Source organism: Streptococcus sanguinis SK1 = NCTC 7863 (assembly GCF_000194945.1).
Lineage (GTDB): Bacteria > Bacillota > Bacilli > Lactobacillales > Streptococcaceae > Streptococcus > Streptococcus sanguinis.
Genome location: NZ_GL878511.1, coordinates 180,181 through 201,095 on the forward strand (window position 1 = coordinate 180,181; position 20,915 = coordinate 201,095).

19 protein-coding genes and 2 pseudogenes are annotated in these 20,915 nt (G+C 42.9%); 4 read left to right on the forward strand and 17 right to left on the reverse strand.

The annotated features are described in order from the left end of the window. Positions 1-100: 100 nt before the first annotated feature. From HMPREF9378_RS01030 to HMPREF9378_RS00990, 11 genes and pseudogenes are all read right to left on the reverse strand, one after another. Positions 101-772, reverse strand: coding sequence for a hypothetical protein (locus HMPREF9378_RS01030; protein WP_002903346.1), 672 nt, complete (start codon positions 770-772; stop codon positions 101-103). Between the two features lie 66 nt (positions 773-838). Further along, positions 839-1,036, reverse strand: a complete 198-nt coding sequence (locus HMPREF9378_RS0110990) for a hypothetical protein (protein WP_032910630.1) — start codon at positions 1,034-1,036, stop codon at positions 839-841. A 184-nt stretch (positions 1,037-1,220) separates the two neighbouring features. Continuing rightward, positions 1,221-2,603, reverse strand: coding sequence for a CapA family protein (locus HMPREF9378_RS01025; RefSeq protein ID WP_002901466.1), 1,383 nt, complete (start codon positions 2,601-2,603; stop codon positions 1,221-1,223). Between the two features lie 162 nt (positions 2,604-2,765). After that, on the reverse strand, positions 2,766-4,697 hold the full coding sequence (locus HMPREF9378_RS01020; RefSeq protein WP_002901467.1) for a beta-glucoside-specific PTS transporter subunit IIABC: 1,932 nt from the start codon (positions 4,695-4,697) through the stop codon (positions 2,766-2,768). Between the two features lie 274 nt (positions 4,698-4,971). Continuing rightward, complete coding sequence (locus HMPREF9378_RS01015) at positions 4,972-6,243, reverse strand: TRZ/ATZ family protein (protein ID WP_002914404.1); 1,272 nt, start codon at positions 6,241-6,243, stop codon at positions 4,972-4,974. Positions 6,244-6,380: 137 nt separating this feature from the next. Continuing rightward, a complete protein-coding gene (locus HMPREF9378_RS01010) occupies positions 6,381-7,073 on the reverse strand; it encodes a methionine ABC transporter permease (protein WP_002898357.1) in 693 nt (230 codons plus the stop codon). Continuing rightward, positions 7,073-8,140, reverse strand: a pseudogene (locus tag HMPREF9378_RS0110995) (methionine ABC transporter ATP-binding protein). Before HMPREF9378_RS0110995 ends, HMPREF9378_RS01010 begins: the two are co-directional and overlap by 1 nt. A 249-nt stretch (positions 8,141-8,389) precedes the next feature. Continuing rightward, the gene (locus HMPREF9378_RS01005; protein ID WP_002903353.1) at positions 8,390-9,262 is read right to left on the reverse strand and encodes a MetQ/NlpA family ABC transporter substrate-binding protein; all 873 of its coding nucleotides are present in this window, start codon (positions 9,260-9,262) and stop codon (positions 8,390-8,392) included. A gap of 158 nt (positions 9,263-9,420) precedes the next feature. Beyond that, positions 9,421-10,356 carry a peptide-methionine (R)-S-oxide reductase MsrB gene (msrB, locus tag HMPREF9378_RS01000; RefSeq protein WP_002903355.1) on the reverse strand — a complete coding sequence of 312 codons (936 nt, stop codon included), beginning with the start codon at positions 10,354-10,356 and terminating at the stop codon, positions 9,421-9,423. Between the two features lie 255 nt (positions 10,357-10,611). Next, positions 10,612-11,001 (reverse strand): DUF1310 family protein, encoded by a 390-nt coding sequence (locus tag HMPREF9378_RS00995; RefSeq protein WP_002903357.1) that lies wholly within the window; start codon positions 10,999-11,001, stop codon positions 10,612-10,614. 169 nt (positions 11,002-11,170) lie between these two features. Continuing rightward, the gene (locus HMPREF9378_RS00990) at positions 11,171-12,109 is read right to left on the reverse strand and encodes a dihydroorotate oxidase (protein WP_002903358.1); all 939 of its coding nucleotides are present in this window, start codon (positions 12,107-12,109) and stop codon (positions 11,171-11,173) included. 352 nt (positions 12,110-12,461) lie between these two features. Between HMPREF9378_RS00990 and gdhA the strand changes: the two genes are divergently transcribed. From gdhA to HMPREF9378_RS00975, 3 genes and pseudogenes are all read left to right on the forward strand, one after another. After that, complete coding sequence (gdhA, locus tag HMPREF9378_RS00985; RefSeq protein ID WP_002903360.1) at positions 12,462-13,808, forward strand: NADP-specific glutamate dehydrogenase; 1,347 nt, start codon at positions 12,462-12,464, stop codon at positions 13,806-13,808. Positions 13,809-13,839: 31 nt separating this feature from the next. After that, on the forward strand, positions 13,840-14,325 hold the full coding sequence (locus tag HMPREF9378_RS00980) for a GNAT family N-acetyltransferase (protein ID WP_002903361.1): 486 nt from the start codon (positions 13,840-13,842) through the stop codon (positions 14,323-14,325). 15 nt (positions 14,326-14,340) lie between these two features. Further along, positions 14,341-14,490: pseudogene (locus tag HMPREF9378_RS00975) on the forward strand (NADP-specific glutamate dehydrogenase); the annotation flags it as partial. 96 nt (positions 14,491-14,586) lie between these two features. On the opposite strand, the gene HMPREF9378_RS00970 reads toward HMPREF9378_RS00975, so the two are convergent. From HMPREF9378_RS00970 to HMPREF9378_RS00945, 6 genes are all read right to left on the reverse strand, one after another. Continuing rightward, positions 14,587-15,231, reverse strand: coding sequence for a TetR/AcrR family transcriptional regulator (locus HMPREF9378_RS00970; RefSeq protein WP_002903363.1), 645 nt, complete (start codon positions 15,229-15,231; stop codon positions 14,587-14,589). A 16-nt stretch (positions 15,232-15,247) separates the two neighbouring features. Beyond that, on the reverse strand, positions 15,248-16,252 hold the full coding sequence (locus HMPREF9378_RS00965) for an NADP-dependent oxidoreductase (protein ID WP_002914408.1): 1,005 nt from the start codon (positions 16,250-16,252) through the stop codon (positions 15,248-15,250). 250 nt (positions 16,253-16,502) lie between these two features. Continuing rightward, entirely contained in the window at positions 16,503-16,871 is a 369-nt protein-coding gene (locus HMPREF9378_RS00960) for an EXLDI protein (RefSeq protein ID WP_002914409.1), read from the reverse strand. A 62-nt stretch (positions 16,872-16,933) separates the two neighbouring features. Continuing rightward, positions 16,934-17,836: a DUF2268 domain-containing putative Zn-dependent protease gene (locus tag HMPREF9378_RS00955; RefSeq protein ID WP_002914410.1), complete on the reverse strand. Its 903-nt coding sequence runs from the start codon at positions 17,834-17,836 to the stop codon at positions 16,934-16,936. A gap of 174 nt (positions 17,837-18,010) precedes the next feature. Continuing rightward, the gene (locus HMPREF9378_RS00950; protein WP_002903368.1) at positions 18,011-18,640 is read right to left on the reverse strand and encodes a DUF4352 domain-containing protein; all 630 of its coding nucleotides are present in this window, start codon (positions 18,638-18,640) and stop codon (positions 18,011-18,013) included. A 21-nt stretch (positions 18,641-18,661) separates the two neighbouring features. After that, positions 18,662-19,525 (reverse strand): mechanosensitive ion channel family protein, encoded by an 864-nt coding sequence (locus HMPREF9378_RS00945; RefSeq protein ID WP_002903370.1) that lies wholly within the window; start codon positions 19,523-19,525, stop codon positions 18,662-18,664. A 143-nt stretch (positions 19,526-19,668) separates the two neighbouring features. Between HMPREF9378_RS00945 and sstT the strand changes: the two genes are divergently transcribed. Beyond that, a complete protein-coding gene (sstT, locus tag HMPREF9378_RS00940; RefSeq protein WP_002901488.1) occupies positions 19,669-20,886 on the forward strand; it encodes a serine/threonine transporter SstT in 1,218 nt (405 codons plus the stop codon). Positions 20,887-20,915 lie beyond the last annotated feature (29 nt).

Below are 20,915 nucleotides of genomic sequence, written 5' to 3' on the forward strand. Positions count from 1 at the left end.
AAAGACGAATACCTGCTGACAAAATATGCTAGGAGGTATTCGTTTTTTGTAATGCTAATATTATAAGAAGTATTGAAACAGCAACATGTTTTGTAAGATATTATTCTAGATCTCGGTCCCTACCTTCTGAGCCATAGACTCTGTGATAGGCTTTGATATAAAAAGATATGGGTTTATCTGATTCGTTTTGGACAGTGATATCTTGATCACTGTCGCTTACACTAAAAACAAACGCTCTATTTTGGGTAAAGTTGACATCAATGCTATAGTTTTCGTTAAACTCAACACCTAAATCGGATAAAGCCTGTTCGTTTGGGATTGTTATCCCCCCATCCTTTTCATTATAGTAGTGAACAGACTTTTTTTCTGCATCATAGATATACTCATTTTCATCTATCTGCTCTCTCAAATAAGAATCGTATATTCTAATTTTCCCATCTGTTTTATCTTTAAATTTTAAAACACTGACTCCTGAACCCTTTATTAGGTCAAGATAAGGCTTTTTAATCTTTACATAAACAGCTTCACCTGGCTTTAATTTTACTAATTGGTAAGAGCCACCATGATCTTCTCCGCCAAAATAAACCAGATTCCAAATCAAGGTTCCCAAAAAGAGTAGACTAATCACTTTCCCATAAATGCTTTTGTAGAAAGGTTTCTTTATACAGATATAAACTATCCATGAAACAATAAAAACAACAAAGATAAATAAGAGTGGTAAAAAGTGAATTAAAAAGTCTATTAAAAGAAAAAGTTGTTCAAAAAAATTCATATTTCGCCTTTCTTTAATTCTCAACCAATATTTAGTTTCAACGAACAAGGATAAAGCTAGTTCCTATCATCCAATCATTTCTATACTAGCAAGTTCAGCAGGAGATTGAAGAGTCCTAACCAAAAGATAGCTAGCAACAAATTGCGCCCCTGCTTTTCTTTGAAGAAATTTCTCTGCAAAAACAGGCAGAAAATCATCAAAACCAGGGAGCACACTAGCAACAAAAACAAGATAAACATAGGTATAAGATACAAAAGTAGCCACAAACCAAAATGCATTTCATTTTCTTTCCAATCAAATAAGTCAAAATAATAGACAAGCTCGAAAACGGTCAGTTCCATTCATTAACAGTTCTATAATCCTTTTTAATTATAACAAAATCTTAAATTTCAAAACAGCAAAAACCAGATTGGTAAATCCAATCTGGCTAAAATCATATTCAAGCAATTTATTGCCCCGGCCAATTCAGTCCAACATGAGAATTCATTTCCTGATAGGCGGTATCAATCCGTGCTCTGGTTTCTTGATCCAGTTTGTCTCGATACTTGCCACCTTCGACAAAGTCGTCCAAAATCCAGGTCTGGTAAGTGTATAAAGGTAGACCGTCTGCCGAAGTAGTGCCTTTTTCCACTCGGCTGACCCAGCTCGGATGAGCCTGGGCACTTTTTATCTGTGTGCCCTTTGTTGTCTTTTCAATGGTAACATCCATCAGCACTCCGCGCTCGGTCCAATGAGCATTTTCAATCTCCTCCATGGTTTCGATGCGCTGATTGGAAATGAAATTCCCCATAGAATACATAATCAGCTTCTTCTGACCATCTTTCTCTACAATCTCCGCCGGCTGAACCACATGCGGATGCCCTCCAAAGACGATATCTGCTCCCCAGTCAACCATTTTATGGTAGAGGGTCATCTGCTCTTCTGTCGGCTCCAGCTGGTACTCTACCCCCATCTGAGGCATGACGACTGTAATGTCCGCTTCCTTTTCTGCCCGCTCAATCTCGGCTCGCATCTTTTCTTCATCCAGATCGGACAGACGATTGTCATAGTCTTCCTGACTGAGCAGCCCTTCCATGCCATTATAACCATAGGAGTAAGCCAGCAGTGCAATCTTAATGCCTTTGACTTCCTTTATCAAGAGCGGTGCCTGACTGCGGCTTTCATGCGGATAAACACCAATGGGAGTGATTCCCTCTTTTTCAAAAGCCTGAGCTGTAGTGAAAACTCCCTCCAAGCCAGAGTCTAAAATATGGTTATGGGCCAGGTCCATCACCTGATAGCCAGCATCCTTGATTGCTGGAACTACGGCTTCTGGAGCATTAAAAAGCGGATAGCCATTCAAGGGATAGTCTGGCCGAATCGTGCCCTCAAAGTCCCCTAAGACCAAATCTCCCTGCCGAAGCCATTCCTTAGCATATTGGAAATTCTCAGAAAAATCATAAGTTCCATCTTCTTTCTGAGCACTCAGATAAAGGCCATCGTGATAAAGCAAATCCCCAGTCGCCATGATACGAACCGTCTGATTCTGAGAGGAATCTGACTGCTGCTCTTTCTTACTAGGAGACAGAAAGGTAAAATCCTGCACATGCTCTGACAGCAGAATTAAGCCAGCTGACAGCCCTACTACGGTCAAAAGCACTCCGACAAACTGGCGATTGCTAAGCTGTTTTTTAAAGATTTTGGGACGAGGAAGCGGCAACTTCTTAATCCAATCCCGCCAAGCTTGATAGGCATCTGTCAGAAGAGTATGCTCCGCAGCAAAAGCAGATATCTTCTTCCAAAGTTCCTGAAAAAAAGTCTGAATCTTCTCCCAAAGAAATTTTTTATCCATCACATCTCTCCGCTTTTTCTTACTTGATAATAGTGCATCAACATTTACTATATTGTACTATTTTTACCGCCAAAAGGAAAGCAAAGCAAAAAGCAGGAACGGGGAGAAGCATGCTACAATCTTCAAATTGCGGCAATCTCTCCCATTCTCCTGCTTCATTTTCTATTTTTTCAATTCTAATAGCTGATCGCCGAGCTGAACTTCTCCTTTTGCAAGGACTTCAATCTGCTTATAATTAGCTGTGTTAGTAACAATGATTGGAGTTGTCACTGGATAACCAGCCTCCTTGATAGTATCGATATCAAAGCTAAGCAAAAGCTGTCCTTTCTTGACTTTAGAGCCTTGGACAACATGGGCTGTAAAGCCTTTTCCGTCAAGGACTACTGTATCCATACCGACGTGAATCAGCAATTCTGCTCCATCATCCGTAGCTAAACCAATAGCATGGTTGGTAGGGAAGAGCAGGCGAATGACCCCATCGGCAGGCGCTACTACTTCACCCACACTAGGCTCAATGGCAACTCCTTTGCCCATAGCTCCGCTGGCAAAGACTGCGTCCGGAGTGTCCTCAAGAGCCACTACCTCACCAGACAATGGACTGGTCACGACTTGCTCTGTAATTCCCGCTGAGACTCTTTCTTTTTCAGAATCTAAAGACTCGGCAGCATCTTTTTCTGACGGGCCGCCGAAAAGATTTGGAATCTTGACCAGCTGAGTCAGGCCAAAACCTAGCACAAAGTTTGCCACAATAGCAATGAGGAAGTGAATCAAAGTCATGCTATTGCCAGCTTCGATAAAGGATGGAATAGCAAAGAGTCCCAAACCACCCATAACCTGCATTTTGACATCAAAGAAAGCCAGATAAGCACCAGTCAGAGCTCCAGAAATACAAGTCATGATAAATGGCAAGCGCATTGGAAGCGTGATTCCGTAAATAGCTGGCTCTGTCACACCAAAGAGAGATGAGATGAAAGCTGGAATCGAAAGCTGACGAACCTTATCTTCTTTAGTACGCATCATGATATTGAGCAGGGCACCTGCCTGAGCAAAACAAATCGCAATAGTGGCAACAAGTATGACACCTGGACCCTTTTGAAGCTCCAAGATTGCCAACGGTACCAAGCCCCAGTGAAGACCAAACATAACCAGAACCTGCCAAGCAGCACCAAGAACAATACCGTATAGCACCGGACTAAAATCATAGATACCTGTAAAGAGAGCACCAACCAAATCAGACGCCCAACTCATGACCGGACCGATGACCAGAAAGGCCAATGGCACTGTAATTAAAAGGGTAAAGAATGGTACTATAAAGACTTTGACAACATCTGGAATGATTTTTTTAAAGCCTTTTTCAATCTTGGCCCCAACCCAAACAGCTGTAATTACTGGAAGGACCGTTGACAGGTAGCTAGATGCAGGGAAGATAATAGGAAGACCGAAGAAAGTCGAGAAAATCGGAGACTCGATAGGTGTACCTGCAAAAAGTGTATAAAGCGGTTTTTCTGCTGTAAAACTAGCAGCGATATTTGGATAAACCAAGGCAAAACCGATAGCCAAAGCCGTAAACTGATTCATCTTGAAACGTTTAGCAGATGTAATAGCTAAAATTAAAGGAAGAAACTGGAAGATACCATCACCAGCTGCATTGAGAACAACATAAGCACCATCTGTTTTGGCAACGCCTAAGGCTGCCATAATGGCTACCACACCTTTTATCATACCTGCTGCTGACAAGGTACCAAGCATCGGCTGGAAGAGACCGGATACGAGCGCAATGAAGCGGTCAAACAGATTTCCTTCTACAGCGTCATCATCTGCATCAACACTGCCCTCACCAGAAATACCAGAAACCTTGAGCACCGTTTCATAGACATCAGGCACATGATTGCCAATAACAACTTGATATTGACCACCGGCCTTGACAACCGTTACAACTCCGTCGCGCTTCATCAGATAGTCTGTATCTGCTTTTGATTCATCCTTCAGAGAAAAGCGCAAGCGTGTCACGCAGTGTACCAGTTTGGTGATGTTGTCCTTGCCACCTACATGGGCAACAATATCCTGAGCTAATTCTGTATAGTCTTTAGCCATAATGGATCCTCCTTGTATTTTTTAGGTTGGCAGTTTGTTCCTATTTCCGGAAAATAGGGCACGAAAAAAACCTAAACACACACCAAATAGAAAGCAAGAAAGTGCTTTATATCTCGTATTTGTTTAGGTTTTGCCTGCTTGACCAGTAACAATCCATAAGTTTATTATACCAGAAGCTAGAGAAATTGCAAGCGTTTTCTTGACGATTTGTCGAATTTTATAAAAACAAATGGAAGCTAGGCTAATTTCTCGCTTCCATTTTGATCTTTTACACTTACACAAAACTCCCTACATCAACGGTGAGCACTTGGCTGTCTCGGACAACCTGCTGCCCTGCAATGTAGACATCCTGAACATCGCTGCCCTTGACTGCGTACACTAGGTGCGACAGCATATTTTCCAAAGGATAGAGATGAAGTCGTCCCTTAGGCTGAATGACAATGAAATCGGCTTGCTTGCCCGCTTCCAGACTGCCGATTTTCTTCTCTAAGCCCAGAGCTTTGGCTCCTTCAATGGTCAAAGCTTTCAAGGCCTGCTCAATCGTAAACTGGGTCGCATCGCCTGCCCGCATCTTCTGAAGGAGGGCAGCTGTCCGACCTTCTTCAAACATATCCAGATTATTATTGGAAGCAACAGAGTCCGTCGCTAAGCCAACAGTCACCCCAGCGGCTAATAAGTCGGTCACCGGAGCTACACCGGAAGCCAGCTTGAGGTTGCTGATAGGATTGTGGGCGATGCTGACTGGAGAAGCCGCCAAATCCGCAATCTCTGACGGATTTAGCTCAACCCCATGAGCAAAAATACCTGACTGCTCCAAGTAGCCCAAGTCTTTTAAGAAGGCTAGAGGCCGTTTGCCATAGCGCTCCAGAATGATTTTATTTTCTTCCTGGGTCTCAGCTACATGGATATGAAGCTTCAAGTCTAGCTCACGCGCTAACTCAAGACTTCCCTTGAGCAAAGCTTCGTCACAGGCATAAGGCGAATGAGGCGCCACCATGACCTGAAAATCTTCATCATTATAGGAGAGAATTTTCTCAATAATGGCACGAGTACGTGCCAGAGCCTCTTCTGCTGTTTCCGCCTCTGAGCTAAAGAGTGTTGGTGAGAAATAGCAACGCATACCAGACTGCCGCACAGTCTGATAAATCCGGTCAATCTCTACTCCCTGAGGATTATACATGTCGTTAAAAGTCGTTGTGCCTGACAGCATCATTTCAGCTAGAGCCAGCTGGACAGCCTCGGTCGTTAGATCCGCTGTGAACTGACTTTCTGCCGGCCAGATATAGTCCTCTAGCCATTCATGCAGATTACTGTCATCACGAATCCCGCGCAGCAAGGTCATGGCCGAGTGAGTATGGCAGTTGACCAGCCCTGGCATGATCCAAGCCCCTTCATAATCCACTGTTTCACTGCATTTCCCTGGCCAGCTTTCTTCATAGGGACCGCAGTAGACAATGCGGTCATCTTCCACGACCAGCAGCCCTTCTCGGTAAACATGAAATACGCTGTCACAGGTCACCAGATTGACATTTGTATAAGCTTTCATCCGCCATATCCTCACTTTCCCAATACTTGGCTTCAAGAGATTTTAGCTATTATAACAAGCCTAATCTAATTGTGCAAGTCTTTTTATAAAATTATGGCATAAAAAAGAGCCCCAGCTAAGGCCCTAGTTGTCAATCATTATCTATGACTAATCTTCCGTGTCAGGAAATCCCCAACAAACTGAATAAAGAAGATGAGCAGCAAAATAAGAATAGTCGCAAGAATGGTCACATCATGGTTGAAACGCTGATAACCATAAGTCAGGGCAACATTTCCCAGTCCACCAGCTCCAATCGCTCCGGCCATAGCGGTCTCACCAACCAGAGAGATCAGCGTAACAGTCGTCACCCGAATCAAGTCCGGCAGACCTTCCCGCAGGTAAACACCGACAATGTCCCAGAAGGTTGCTCCACTAGCCTGCGCCGCTTCAATGACTCCTCGGTCTAGCTCGGATAAGACCACCTGAACCTGACGGGCAAAGAAAGGAAAAACAGCCAGCGAAAGAGGCACCAAGGCCGCAGTCGGTCCAATCCCAGTTCCCACAATAATACGAGTAAAAGGATTGATGAGGGCTAGGAGAATGATGAAAGGAATCGCCCGGAAGATAGAGGTAACCTTGTCCAAGACGAAAAAGACAAGTCTATTTTCCAAAATACCTCTCGGCCCTGTCAAGACGAGCAAGAGACCAGCGATAAAGCCTAGAATCCCTCCGATAAAGAAAGGAATGATGGTCATATACAGGGTCAGGTAAATAGCTGTTCCCCAGCCAGCCTGCCCAGACCAGCCCATTCTATAAACATTGGGCATAAATTGTTGAATCAGCTGTAGCATTAGTTACTCCCTTCTTTCAGAACATGCAGCTCTACTCCTGCTTCGCGCAGACTTTCCTGCACCGCCGCCAGTTGCTTGGTCTCTCCAGATAAGATAACGACCATTTCTCCGACTGGTACATGGTCTAAAATCTCAATATTGGCGTGAAGAATATTGGCCGATATTTGATACTGCTTGTAAATGTCGTTTATAATGGCTGTGTCCGTTACCACACCTGAGTATTTCAGGTGGGCCAGAATGGAATTTTCCGGCAGGTTTTGCACAATCTTTTGCTGGTTGATTTTGATCATAGCCTCATTGATACCCGTTGCGGTCGTAATGAAGTCTTGAGTCAGCTCATTATTGGGATTAGAGAAAATATCCAGAACTGAGCCTTCCTCAATCAGCCGACCGTTCTGCATAACTGCTACCCGGTTAGCAATGTCCTTGACAATCTGCATTTCGTGGGTAATGAGGACAATAGTCAGACCCAATTTTTGATTCAAATCCTGCAATAGAGCCAAAATCTACTTGGTGGTCTTAGGATCCAGAGCGGATGTGGACTCGTCCGAGATTAGGATTTTGGGATCATTGGCCAAGGCCCGCGCAATAGCCACCCGCTGCTTCTGACCGCCAGACAGCTGGGCAGGATAATTGTCCGCCCGATCTGCTAAGCCTACCAAGTCTAAAAGCGTATGAACTTTCTTCTCTTTTTCAGCAGCTGATAAAGGTGAATGCTTAAGCGCAAAAGCAACATTTTCCTTGGCTGTCATCTGAGCCATGAGGTTAAAATGCTGGAAAATCATCCCGATATCCTTACGCTTTTGGCGTAGCTGAGCTGCAGTAAGCTGAACCTGATGATGATCATAGAAAACCGTATCATCCACCGTAATCTTACCGGCAGACGGCACCTGCAGCAAGTTAATGACACGAACCAGAGTAGATTTCCCGGCACCAGAATAGCCTACAATTCCATAAATATCTCCCTGATTAATATGAATGGTCACATCTTCTACGGCCTTAATGTCTTGCTTTTTTTGATTAAAAACGACATCAATGTGATCCAATTTGATAATTTCTTTGCCCATAATTTCCGATTCACTCCTTGATTTGTCCAATATGTGATGTATCCTCTGTAACCTTTTAGTTTGATTTCCGCCTGTCATTTGACCAAAGATAGTGATAAGTTGTGTGCTGCAATCTGTACCAACCTAGCTCAAAGCTAGATAATGATCAAACTAAATGACCCTAATAGCAGATAAAGGGCTGGAGAAGCTAATCTCCGCCCTTCTTAATCATTTCATTTATTCAATACAATGACCTTCTGCCGGTAAAAATTACCACACTGGCTGATCCATACCATCTGATGATTCTTCGATAACTTTTTTCACTTCATCAGTGTGGTAAGCCTTGATAATTTTTTCAATTGCGTCAGCCTTGTCTGATTTCTTCCAGTCTGGTTTCGCTGCAATCAGGTTATACCATTGTTTTGAGTTTTCATTGGCTTCTTCTTTGAAGAGGGCCTTCTTGTAGTCAATGCCTGCTTCGCGGACGAAAGTATTATTGACAACTGCAGCATCTGCTGAAGTCAGAGAAGCTGGTGTTTGAGAAGCATCCAACTCAGAAATTGTCAGATTCTTCTTGTTTTCTTTGATATTGGCAACAGTCGCAAGTTCCTTACCTTTAACATCAAGCTTGATCAAGCCAGCTGATTCAAGAAGATAAAGAGCGCGGCTCTCATTTGTCGCATCATTTGGAACAGCAATCGTACCATTTTCTGGGATGTCTTTCACATCTGTATATTTATTTTTGCCGTCCTTTGTACCAGAGTAGAGACGAATAGGTGCGATATAGGTATCCGCAACAGACACAAGGTCTGCTCCCTTCTCTTTGTTCCAGTTTTCAAGGAAATTGTAATGTTGGAAAGCGTTGATATCCACATCACCGTCAAGCAGAGCTTGGTTAGGCTGAGAGTAGTCAGTAAACTGCGTATACTCTAATTTAACACCTGCATTTTCTTTGTCAAGAATCTCTTGAACCTTGTTCCAGCGCGCTTCTTCTGTATCACTCAGACTCATCACCCCAACCTTGACGGTTACAGGTCCGTCTGCTGATTTGTTCTCCTTACTAGAAGAACCGCCGCAAGCTGCCAAACCCAAGGCTGCAAGGCCAACTAAGCCTACTGAAAAGATTTTTTTCAAATTCATCATTTATTCTCCTTTAATGGATAAAATTCTAAATCTTCTATTTTATAAGATTACTTCTCATTTTACCATGTTAAAGGAGACTTGGCTTATATAAATAATTTATCGCCGTGATAAAAAAATTATATGACTGTTTGAAGCATTTGAGTTGATTTTATGCCCTTTTACTGCATGAAGGTCAGCAGATAGCCGTATCCTTCTGCTTCCATTTTCTCTTTTGGAATAAATCGCAGAGCTGCTGAGTTGATACAGTAGCGCAAGCCGCCTGCTGCTTCTGGACCGTCAGTGAAGACATGGCCCAGATGGGCATTACCAGAACGGCTGCGCACTTCAATCCGCTCCATGCCATGACTCTTGTCTTCATAGTATTTTAGAACATCTCTGGCAATCGGCCGGCTAAAGCTAGGCCAGCCGCAGCCAGATTCAAACTTGTCTCCAGCAAAAAAGAGGGGCTCACCAGTCGTCACATCTACATAAATTCCTTCTTCAAAAGTGGCATTGTAGGCATTATGGAAAGGGCGCTCTGTCGCACTATGCTGGGTCACCTGATACTGCTCTTCCGTCAGCTGCTCTTTTAGTTCCACATCTGTAGGCTTCTCGTATTGGCCTGGATCGACCAAGGGCTGATAGGCATCATTGACATTGATATGGCAGTAGCCACCAGGATTTTTCTTGAGATAATCCTGATGATAGTCCTCAGCTAGAACATAATGGCGCAAAGGCTCTAGCTCAACAGCAATCTTTTGTCCCAGTTGTTTTTCCTGCTCAGCAAAGACCTGCTCAATGACCGCCTTATCGGCTTGATCCGTATAGTAAACGCCCGTCCGATACTGACGTCCTACATCATTTCCCTGCTTATTGACCGACAGAGGATCAATGACTCGGAAAAAATAGAGCAGGATTTCCCGTAGGCTGACCCGCTTTTCGTCATAGACTAGATGAACTGTCTCTGCATGATCCGTCTGATGAATCAGCTGGTAGTTGGTTGATTCTACTTGCCCATTGGCGTAGCCCACTGTCGTTTCCTCAACCCCCTCAATGCGGGAAAAGTACTCTTCCAAGCCCCAGAAGCATCCGCCTGCTAAATAAATTTCTGCCATAAAAGCACCTCATTTCTTTGCGTCTATTTTCTCATAAAAGGAGTAAATTTTATAGTGATTCAACTCAAAAATGATTTCTGCTACTGACTATAACTACTATTATACAGGCAGAATCTCATCATATTTATTTTTTTGCTCGCCGACAACCGGTCTCATTTTTTTAGCCATATTGATCTTTTACTTCACGATTAAGAGAATTATCGTTATATTCAGTCATAGCCGTCTGAAGATTTTGTTCATTCACATATTTTTTGCTCATTTAACATTTTCCTTTAACAAAGCTGATAATTTAGGTGATACGGTATATCCATATGTTTCATACTCTCCATTGTCATTTTTTATCAATCCAAAATGAAAGTCCAATTCTTTATTGTTATTAAAATACAATCGAACCATCAGTCCTCCCATCGGATTATATTCTAATGTCTCAGTATCAATTTCATAAGATTGAATAACTCCTTCTCTTGTTAAAGCATTAGGATCATTCGCTCTCATATGTTCTTCATAAACCTTTCTTGCTTCTTTACTAGTCGCAATGCGTATCATCTTTTGCTTCTTCTGGTTTTGATACATACTAAATCCTATGATAATCAGTCCCGTAACTACTAGAATACTAAGCCCACTCCATAAGAATGTTTTATTCATCGTAATTTCCCCTTCAAATATCTTATCAATTTATTTTATTTGTAGTATAACACAATTTTAGGATATTCTTTAAATGGTGGAGGTCAGTAGTTCTCAGATATTATCATCGCTTTCAAAAAAAATTGAAGAAAGATGCATCTTTCTTCAATCTGAAACAGCCGTATTTTAATTACTCCTCAATATACTTCAATTTTCCTCGAAAATCTTCTAAGCTTTCATAGCCTTTTTCTTCCATAATAGTCTTGAGTTCTGTGGTAATGCGCTCGAAGGCTACGACCCCTTCCTTATAAAGGGTTGTTCCTACCTGCACCATACTGGCACCACAGAGGATATGCTCAAAGGCATCGCGCCCCGTCAGGACACCACCAGTTCCAATGATTTGGATTTCTGGTTTAAGGCGTTGGTAAAAAGCATGGACATTGGCCAAAGCTGTCGGCTTGATGTACTGACCTCCGATACCTCCAAAACCATTTTTCGGACGAATGACCACTGACTCATCTTCTATATAAAGACCATTTCCGATAGAGTTTACACAATTGACAAACTTGAGCGGATATTTGTTAAAAATCGCAGCGGCTTGATCAAAATGCACGATGTCAAAATAAGGAGGCAGCTTGATACCCAGCGGCTTGGTGAAATAAGCAAAAACTTCTGACAAGATTTTTTCCGTCGTTTCAAAGTCATAGGCAATCTGTGGCTTGCCAGGAACATTGGGGCAGGAGAGATTGAGCTCAGTAATGCCTTTAAAGTCACTTGCCTGCACTTTTTGGAGAATGGCGTGGGTTTCTTCTGGCGACATACCGACCAAAGAGAGGAAGAAAGTGCGATTTGGTTCACTTTCCTGGAGTTCCAGCAGGTAGTCGAGATAGTAGTCTAAGCCATTGTTGGGCAGGCCCATGGAGTTGATAGACCCCAGCGGAACATCCTGATAGCGCGGTTCTGGGTTTCCTTGACGAAATTCCAGTGTCGCTGTCTTGGTCACAAATGTTCCCGCAGCAGAATCTTTGACTTCCTCCAGTTCCTCTTTTGTCATACAGGCAACCCCAGCTGCATTCATCAGGCAGTTGTCAAATGCAAAACCAGCAATCTGTGTCGATGTCGAAACCATAGTAAAACGCTCCTTTTTCTTCTGAAGGCGAGTGCCTTTAGCTCATTTCCTCTATTATATCACCAAAGCCCGCTTTTTCGTTTTTTAAACCAGCAATTCCTGACTAACGTTCGGAAAACATGCAGTTCGCTCAGCTATTTTCTGGAATATTTCAGAAAATAAATTGTGGAAATTTTTAGAAAATTCAACTTTTTTCTTTACAAGATAAAAAAAGTCTGCTATAATGTTCCATGTAATAAAATATGACATCTAAAAGATGCCTGTTTTTAAAATTTAAACACATCCTCGTCACACAAGCTGCAGGCAGCTCCCGACAGGATGGTTTACTATTTTATTTAAAGGAGAATAACAGATGACAACTGCTAAAGAATATATCCAAAGCACTTTCGAAACCGTAAAAGCCCGCAACGGACACGAGGCAGAATTCCTCCAAGCTGTTGAAGAGTTCCTCAATACTCTGGAGCCTGTTTTTGAAAAACACCCAGAATACATCGAAGAAAACATCTTAGCGCGTATTACTGAGCCTGAACGTGTAATCAGCTTCCGTGTTCCTTGGGTAGACCGCGAAGGTAACATACAAGTCAACCGCGGTTACCGCGTACAATTTAACTCAGCAGTTGGCCCTTATAAAGGCGGACTTCGTTTCCACCCAACTGTAAACCAAGGGATCTTGAAATTCCTCGGATTTGAGCAAATCTTTAAAAACGTATTGACAGGCCTTCCAATCGGCGGTGGTAAAGGTGGATCTGACTTTGATCCCAAAGGTAAGACTGATGCTGAAGTGATGCGCTTCTGCCAAAGCTTTATGACAGAATTGCAAAAACACATCGGCCCATCTCTTGACGTTCCAGCTGGTGATATCGGTGTTGGCGGACGTGAAATCGGCTACCTCTATGGCCAATACAAACGCCTTAACCAATTCGATGCTGGTGTCTTGACTGGTAAACCTCTTGGATTTGGCGGCAGCTTGATCCGTCCAGAAGCAACAGGCTACGGCTTGGTTTACTACACAGAAGAAATGCTCAAAGCTAACGGCCAAAGCTTTGCTGGCAAGAAGGTGGTTATTTCTGGTTCTGGTAACGTAGCCCAATACGCTCTTCAAAAAGCAACTGAGCTTGGTGCAACTGTTATCTCTGTATCTGACTCAAACGGCTATGTTATCGATGAAAACGGTATTGACTTTGATCTTTTGGTTGATGTCAAAGAAAAACGCCGCGCTCGCTTGACAGAATATGCTGCTGAAAAAGCAACTGCTACTTACCATGAAGGTTCTGTCTGGACTTACGCTGAGAAATATGACATCGCTCTGCCATGTGCGACACAAAATGAAATCAATGGCGAAGCTGCCAAACGCTTAGTCGCTCAAGGAGTTATCTGCGTATCTGAAGGTGCCAACATGCCGAGCGACCTGGATGCTATCGCAGTTTATAAAGAAAATGGTATCTTCTACGGACCTGCTAAAGCTGCTAATGCTGGTGGTGTAGCTGTATCTGCTCTGGAAATGAGTCAAAACAGCCTTCGTCTGTCATGGACTCGTGAAGAAGTTGACGGCCGCCTCAAGGACATCATGACCAACATCTTCAACACTGCTAAAACAACTGCTGAAACATATGGTCTTGGTACTGACTACCTTGCAGGAGCTAATATCGCTGCCTTCGAAAACGTAGCCAACGCTATGATTGCGCAAGGTATTGTTTAACTAGTCGATACATCCTATCGGAGGACAAATCATGAACTTACGGCCAATGGAAGTGAGAGACAATCCAGCTGTAGCGCAGCTCATTCGAGCCAGCCTAGAAGAATTCGGGCTTGATAAACCAGGAACTGTCTACTTTGATTCTCATCTAGATCATTTGGCCGACTATTATCAACATCAAGAGAGGGCGGCTTACTTTATTCTGGAAGATGAAGGCCATCTCGTTGGCTGTGGTGGCTTTGCACCTGTGTCTGATAAGATTGCTGAATTACAAAAACTGTATGTCACTAAAAACTGTCGTGGCAAAGGTTATTCCAGTCGGCTGATAAAGCAGATTTTCCAAGAAGCCCGCCTAGCAGGTTATGAACAGCTTTATCTAGAAACCACTACTGAACTGGCTACAGCCGTGGCCATCTATCAGCACTATGGTTTCACATCACTGCAACAACCACTTTCTAACGCTGCCGGCCACCCAGCTATGAATATCTGGATGATAAAATCACTCTCATCAGATGAATAGATGTCAGTATACTCTGGCCGTCTCAAGGACATCATGACCAACATCCTTAACAGAGCTAAAACTACCGCTGAAACTTACGGACTTAGCAAAGACTATCTGGCTAGTGCTAACATTGCTGCCTTTGAAAACACAGCCAAAGCTATGATTGCCCAAGGTATTGTTTAGAATTTATTTTTTCAATCCTCAATCACTCCGATTGGGGATTTTTATGTTGGTCTCAAAAAAGCTTACTATTTAAATAGTAAGCTTAAAAATCAAGATTTATTTTACTTCTACTAAGGCAGAAGATAGGCAGTCAACAATTTCGTTTACTGCTTCATCTATGTTCACATCTTCCTTATCATTCAACATCATTGGAATAACATAAGAAAGACTCAAGGCTAGAATATAACGAACGATTCTTTCATTTGACCAATCTCGGATAACACCATTTTCTTTAAACTGATTCAGAACTGGACTAATTGGCTTAATAATAGAGTGAACAATAACATTCCCTAACTGGTCAGAAATATTTTTATCAATAAAACAACGACTCAAGAGAATTTTAACTTGCATTTGATTCTCCTGAACGAAAACTAGTCTATCTCGAACAATGCTTCTCAAAAACACTGGAAAAGATTCTTGGTTTGCTGTAAATTTCTTCTCAGAAAAATCAGCAATCACATCTGGAATAACCTGTTCGAGAAAAGTCGACAGAATAGCTTCTAATATTCCTTCCTTGGTTTTAAAGTAACTAAAAACGGTCCCTTCTGAAACTCCAGCCTCCTTAGCAATAAGGCTTGCTGTTGTATTCTCAAAACCAATTTCTGAAAATAACTTTAGACTTGATAATAATACTTGACGTTGTTTTATACTCAAGTTGCTATTTTCTAATGTCTGTGCATACTTTTGTTCTAAACTATCCATTGCTAGCACCTCTCTTCTACTCTCTTACTTTTACGACTTTTTTACCTCGAGTGTGCCCCAACTTCAGACTACGATATGCCTCTCTAACTGACTTTAGAGAAAAATCATAAACCTGATCAATATTCAGCCAAACCTTCCCATCTGAGACCATTTCCGCCAGAGTGTTCAAATCATCATATGTGGAATGTCTCGGACCCGTGAACTGAGCTCCTCTTATCATAACATATGGTGAAGGTACTAGCGTTCCAATATCCGTGCCCTTCAATCCCAAATTGAAAGCTAATTTAACATAATCACTTCCATAGCAATCCAAGAATTTTGTAATCGGCTTTGGACTTGCTGATAGAAGAGCATTCTGGATGTTCTCTTCGTAAGCAACTGGTATAGCACCTAAAGACTTCAGATATTCTGAATTCTTCTTACTTGCAATTCCGATAACTGTTGCACCCTTAGCAACTGCATACTGTACTGCAATACTTCCAATACCACCTGCCGCTGCTGAAATAACCACAATATCTTTAGAACTTAACTCAATTTTTCTAAAAGCACCTCCCACTGTTAGAGAAGCTACCCCCATAGTAGCAGCATGATTCATATCAATCATATCTGGTTTCGATACGATTTCCGATTCATTGACACAAATTTCTGTTGCCAAAGCTCCCCTCTTGGTTCCCAATCCAGGGTCACTGATCATTGTACCAAAAACCTTGTCCCCTACTGCAAACCGACTTACTCCTTCACCGATTTCTGTGATAACTCCAGCAAAATCCCGACCAACACCTCTTGGAAAAAGAGATGATTTTGACTCAAAACAACGACTTGGCTTCCTTAGTTTCGTCATAAAAGATAGAAAACGAAGTGGCTTTGCACCCTCAAAAGTCTTATAATCAATAGGATTTAAACCAACTGCATAAACTTCTACCCTAACTTGATTCACTTCCAAAACATCAGATTTAATGTTCACCAAATCTAGTACTTCTTCATCACCGAAACGACTATACTGTATTGCTTGAACAACCATTTCATAAGCTCCTTTGTTTATCTATAAATTGAGTGAGCACTCAATCATTTTTCTTGATTATACGCTCATTTTTCAAAGATGTCAACATAGACGACGTGGCACAGTTATCTCAATTTTTGTTTAGTTATCATCTTTTGATGAAAGTTGTCCTGTTTTATCGACTTCAAAGAAACTTAAAAAGAGAGAAGATTCAATTATCGTTTAATACGAATCTAAAGAAATCCGACTGCTTATCAAAGCAGCCGGATTTTTATATATCTAATTTTTCAAAAAATTTGCCTGCTGACTGCTTTTCTTTTAGCTTCTCAAGCAGCTCAGTCTCCAGAAAAGGACTTAGTTCGTCAAAATCTTGGCAAACCTTAAAGACAGTTTCTCTGTCCAACTGGCCATAAGCTAGTTCGTAATAATCCTTCTTATGATACCAGTTCTGGTGATAGTTGACATCTGCCCGTTGATAGTAAACAATGTTTTGCTTCGGTGTCAGATAAACCTTCTGCGTCAGAATGCTTTTCTGATCTTTGGACAGCTTGCTGCGGCTGAAAATTTTAACACCTTGAAAAATCTTGCGCTCATGGATACCTTGATTTGTGACTTTTAATTCAATTCTTTTATAATGCATACTGATACCTCCAGAAATCACCTACATTATATCAAGTTTTGACAGATTTTCAAGTAAAAGTGTCATTTCCAAAAGTCTTTAGTCGCCTCTAAAATTTCTTCTGTCGGTGTTACTGTGGCCTCAATAATGCTCTTGCCAGTCTTTTTCAGATAGGCTTGTATCAGATGATAGCCATAAGCATAGCCTGCAGCATAAGGCATACCGACTGGTATTTGCCCCTGTATTTCTGCAATTTCATCACCGTAGAGATAGGGAGCCATTTCCGCCATCCCTGTTAGCTGAAGCTGACTGGAGATGATGGGCTTAATCTCTTCTAACTGCTCGGAACTAGTTGAAGTGACCCAAGGTCCAATGAGCTCCTTGCCATAGAGCTCAGCAGCAAAAGACTCTGCCAATCCTTCACTAACTACCCAATCTGCTAATGTCGTCTGCTGGTTCCATTTGATAAATTGGAAGCGGACATTATGATTGCACTCGTGGGCCAGCGCCGCCTGTACACGTGGCAAAGTGTAGTCATTCGGTAACAGACTAAGCATGAGGTAGCCTGGAATTCCACCATCTCCGCTATAACCCTTATTGAGCTGTAACATAGGCTTTTCTGGATTGCCTAACAAAATAGTAAAATAGTAATCCTCAACCTCTAAATCATATCCAGCTTGCTCAAAAAGACTTATACTCCTCTTGATGGTATTCTGGCAATCTTGCCAAAGCTGATCTGAACTGAGAGCATCAATAGCCGGTCTATCCTTTTCTGATAGAGTTGCAGGGAGCTGATTCATAAAACCAAGCAGGAACAGAGCATCAAATCCTCCGGGATACTTCGCTTCCAGAGGAATGTGTTGTGTTCGATATTTTGTTGCAAAAGGTGCTAGTATCTTAGCCCGAAAACAGCCTTCTCTCTTTTCTAAAGGCATCTCTAGCATCTCTTGATAAACTTTATCTGAACGAATGATATTGATTTTCATTGTAATCTCCTTTTCTAATTTTCACCAGTATACACCCTCCTCTAAGGTCAGAGTCAAGAAAAAGATTTGAAACTTTCGTCTCAAATCTTCTTTTATCTATAGCATTTGCTGCCGCCACTTTCGAATCTGGGTACGGAAAGTAGCAAAGGCATTAGGGTAATAGGATAATTTTCCCTATTGCTCCTTCTTTTTCTCTTGCTTTGTCTTGTTTTTCTCCTTTTGCCACTTAGCATTTTCGTAGGTCACGGTATAGGTATCCTCATCGCCGCCTTCCCCGTCAAAGATTAGGTCAAAGCGGATAGACTTGCCCGGCGCCAGATTGGTGCCGATTTGTGTATTGTCAAAGGTTGAGCCATCCAAAATATAGACATTCTCCTTCTTGTCATAGAGTCCAAAGTCATAAGGACTGACCAGAATGGACTTTTTCGAAGTATTTTCAACCGTGATTGTCGCAACGACAGCTACACCTGTTGACTCATCGCTCATGACTTTCTTTCTATCTTCCACTGCCGAATGAACGGTCACCTTGAGTCCACTGGAAAATTCAACTGTTTTTCCAAAAGCATGGCTGTTATAGGACTCTAAAGGCGAGTTATGGTAGCCTGTGAGGGACTTGAGATGGTCATTTTCCTCCATAAGGCCAATCGTGGTGATGACGAGAAGAATGCTGAGCAAGACCAGAAGAAAGATAATAATCCCAGACACCAGAGCCGCCCAAAAGAGCCCCTGCTTGTGGAGAGGACGTTTTAAACGGTAAACATGATTGTCCTCACTGACAATCTCCTGCTGAATTCGCTGATTCATATGGACCTTTCTAATCAATAATTACATGCCTTTTGAAAGAGGTCCAAGCGTCGGAAGCTCAATCCCTTCTCGCAAAAGCGCCTCATGGTAAAGGCGGTAGAAGATATGGTAAATGGAAACCTGCATGCCACCTTGTACGATCATGCTGATACGGAAGTTGAACTGGCCATTTGAAGCCATCTGCGGCCCCAAGACATCCGGTTCCTTGAGAATCTCTGGATGTTCTGGCACTGCTTCTTCATTAACCTTTGAAATAATGCGGTAAATCTCGTCCAAATCCGTCTGGGCATAAAGCGGAATGTCAATCAGAACCCGCATATCTCCACGAGACAGATTACTGACAACCATGATATTGCGGTTTGGCACAAAATGAAGCGTTCCGTCCGCGTCCCGTACCTGCGTCGTCCGAATCCCGACACTGATTACTGTTCCAGCGATGTTGATAGAGCCGTTAGTCAGGCGAACATTGTCACCAACATCTAACTGGCGCTCGAGAAGAATAAAGAAACCATTGACTAGATCCGACAGGAAGCCCTGAGCTCCCATCCCGATGGCCACGCCGGCAATCCCTGCACCAGCCAAAAGACTGGAAACTGGCAGTCCCAAGATGGATAAAACCCAGTAAATCAAGAGGAAATACAAGACATAATTAAGCAGATTCTCAATCAGACGGGTAATAGTTTTCTGTCTGGCTACATCCTGCTTGGATAGCTTGAGAGAGGGGGCAATGATCTTGGTCACTGACAAATGCAGGATTTTCTTAACGATGTAAAATAAGATAAAAAGCAGAAGTAAAGAGACCAGCTTGGAAAAAAGGTCATCTGCAATTTTGGACCAGTCAAACTGCTGGATATAACGGGAAAAGACATTTCCGGTCTTAGACATAGGCTACCTCCAAAAAGATTACTACCATTATACCACAAAGACCAATCAGCGCGGACATAGAATGGTTAGCATGACCTAGCGTTGCTTTCACCCCCTTTCTATCGTATAATAAAATAAGTATCTAAGACAAGAAAGGAACTTACATGGTCCATCGCTTCATCACTATTTGGAACAGAACCAATCTAATCAAGCGGATTTCCATCGGGATTGGCATTGGTGTCCTGCTGGCTATCACCTTTCCCCAAGCACAAGCCATAGGACTCCTGGGCCAAATCTTCGTTGGCGGCCTCAAGGCCATCGCTCCGCTCCTAGTCTTCGCTCTGGTGGCAAACGCCCTGTCTCAACAGCAGAAAGGGCAAAAGAGCAATATGAAGACAGTCATCTTGCTCTATCTTCTAGGGACCTTTGCGGCGGCCTTGGTAGCGGTTCTGGTCAACTTTTTCTTTCCCATTAGTATAGAGTTGGCTTCGTCCTCCCAAAAGGTTTCTCCGCCAGACGGAATCGGACAAGTCCTCAGCAATCTTCTGCTTCAGCTGGTGGACAATCCCGTCAACGCACTCATCACCGCTAACTATATCGGTATCCTTTCCTGGGCTGTCATCTTTGGGATTGCCATGCGAGAAGCTAGCCACCACAGCAAGGAACTGCTGCAGACCTTGGCAGATATCACTTCTAAGATTGTCGAGTGGATTATCAATCTAGCCCCTCTCGGTATTCTAGGCCTGGTCTACACGACCATTTCCGGGAAAGGCTTCCAGGCTCTAAAAAGCTATGGCATCCTATTGCTGGTCCTGATAGCCAGCATGCTGATTGTCGCTCTGATTATCAATCCTTTGATTACCTTTATCATGCTGCGGAAAAATCCTTATCCCTTGGTCTGGCGCTGCTTGCGAGTCAGTGGTGTGACTGCTTTTTTCACGCGCAGCTCAGCGGCTAACATCCCCGTCAACATGAAACTCTGTCGGGATCTGGGGCTCAATCCAGAGACCTACTCAGTCTCTATTCCTCTAGGCGCTACTATCAATATGGCAGGGGCCGCCATCACTATCAACACCCTGACCTTGGCTGCTGTCAACACGCTGGGTATCAGGGTTGACTTTGGAACGGCTCTCGTTCTCAGTGTCGTAGCGGCAATTTCTGCTTGCGGGGCTTCCGGCGTAGCTGGCGGTTCTCTTTTGCTCATTCCAGTCGCCTGCAGCCTCTTTGGGATTTCCAATGATTTGGCCATGCAGGTAGTCAGCGTCGGCTTCGTTATCGGTGTCATTCAGGACTCCTGCGAGACCGCCCTCAACTCTTCTACTGACGTTCTCTTTACAGCTGTGGCCGAGATGAGCAGCTGGCCAAAAGAAAAACGCTATTAATTTCGACAAAAAACCTCTAGACTTCCATC

Excerpts from the sequence above, each read along its gene's own strand:
- HMPREF9378_RS01030 (WP_002903346.1), bottom strand. The coding sequence starts at position 772 with ATGAATTTTTTTGAACAACTTTTTCTTTTAATAGACTTTTTAATTCAC.
- HMPREF9378_RS01025 (WP_002901466.1), bottom strand. The coding sequence starts at position 2,603 with ATGGATAAAAAATTTCTTTGGGAGAAGATTCAGACTTTTTTTCAGGAA.
- HMPREF9378_RS01020 (WP_002901467.1), bottom strand. The coding sequence starts at position 4,697 with ATGGCTAAAGACTATACAGAATTAGCTCAGGATATTGTTGCCCATGTA.
- HMPREF9378_RS01015 (WP_002914404.1), bottom strand. The coding sequence starts at position 6,243 with ATGAAAGCTTATACAAATGTCAATCTGGTGACCTGTGACAGCGTATTT.
- HMPREF9378_RS01010 (WP_002898357.1), bottom strand. The coding sequence starts at position 7,073 with ATGCTACAGCTGATTCAACAATTTATGCCCAATGTTTATAGAATGGGC.
- HMPREF9378_RS01005 (WP_002903353.1), bottom strand. The coding sequence starts at position 9,262 with ATGATGAATTTGAAAAAAATCTTTTCAGTAGGCTTAGTTGGCCTTGCA.
- msrB (WP_002903355.1), bottom strand. The coding sequence starts at position 10,356 with ATGGCAGAAATTTATTTAGCAGGCGGATGCTTCTGGGGCTTGGAAGAG.
- HMPREF9378_RS00995 (WP_002903357.1), bottom strand. The coding sequence starts at position 11,001 with ATGAATAAAACATTCTTATGGAGTGGGCTTAGTATTCTAGTAGTTACG.
- HMPREF9378_RS00990 (WP_002903358.1), bottom strand. The coding sequence starts at position 12,109 with ATGGTTTCGACATCGACACAGATTGCTGGTTTTGCATTTGACAACTGC.
- gdhA (WP_002903360.1), top strand. The coding sequence starts at position 12,462 with ATGACAACTGCTAAAGAATATATCCAAAGCACTTTCGAAACCGTAAAA.
- HMPREF9378_RS00980 (WP_002903361.1), top strand. The coding sequence starts at position 13,840 with ATGAACTTACGGCCAATGGAAGTGAGAGACAATCCAGCTGTAGCGCAG.
- HMPREF9378_RS00970 (WP_002903363.1), bottom strand. The coding sequence starts at position 15,231 with ATGGATAGTTTAGAACAAAAGTATGCACAGACATTAGAAAATAGCAAC.
- HMPREF9378_RS00965 (WP_002914408.1), bottom strand. The coding sequence starts at position 16,252 with ATGGTTGTTCAAGCAATACAGTATAGTCGTTTCGGTGATGAAGAAGTA.
- HMPREF9378_RS00960 (WP_002914409.1), bottom strand. The coding sequence starts at position 16,871 with ATGCATTATAAAAGAATTGAATTAAAAGTCACAAATCAAGGTATCCAT.
- HMPREF9378_RS00955 (WP_002914410.1), bottom strand. The coding sequence starts at position 17,836 with ATGAAAATCAATATCATTCGTTCAGATAAAGTTTATCAAGAGATGCTA.
- HMPREF9378_RS00950 (WP_002903368.1), bottom strand. The coding sequence starts at position 18,640 with ATGAATCAGCGAATTCAGCAGGAGATTGTCAGTGAGGACAATCATGTT.
- HMPREF9378_RS00945 (WP_002903370.1), bottom strand. The coding sequence starts at position 19,525 with ATGTCTAAGACCGGAAATGTCTTTTCCCGTTATATCCAGCAGTTTGAC.
- sstT (WP_002901488.1), top strand. The coding sequence starts at position 19,669 with ATGGTCCATCGCTTCATCACTATTTGGAACAGAACCAATCTAATCAAG.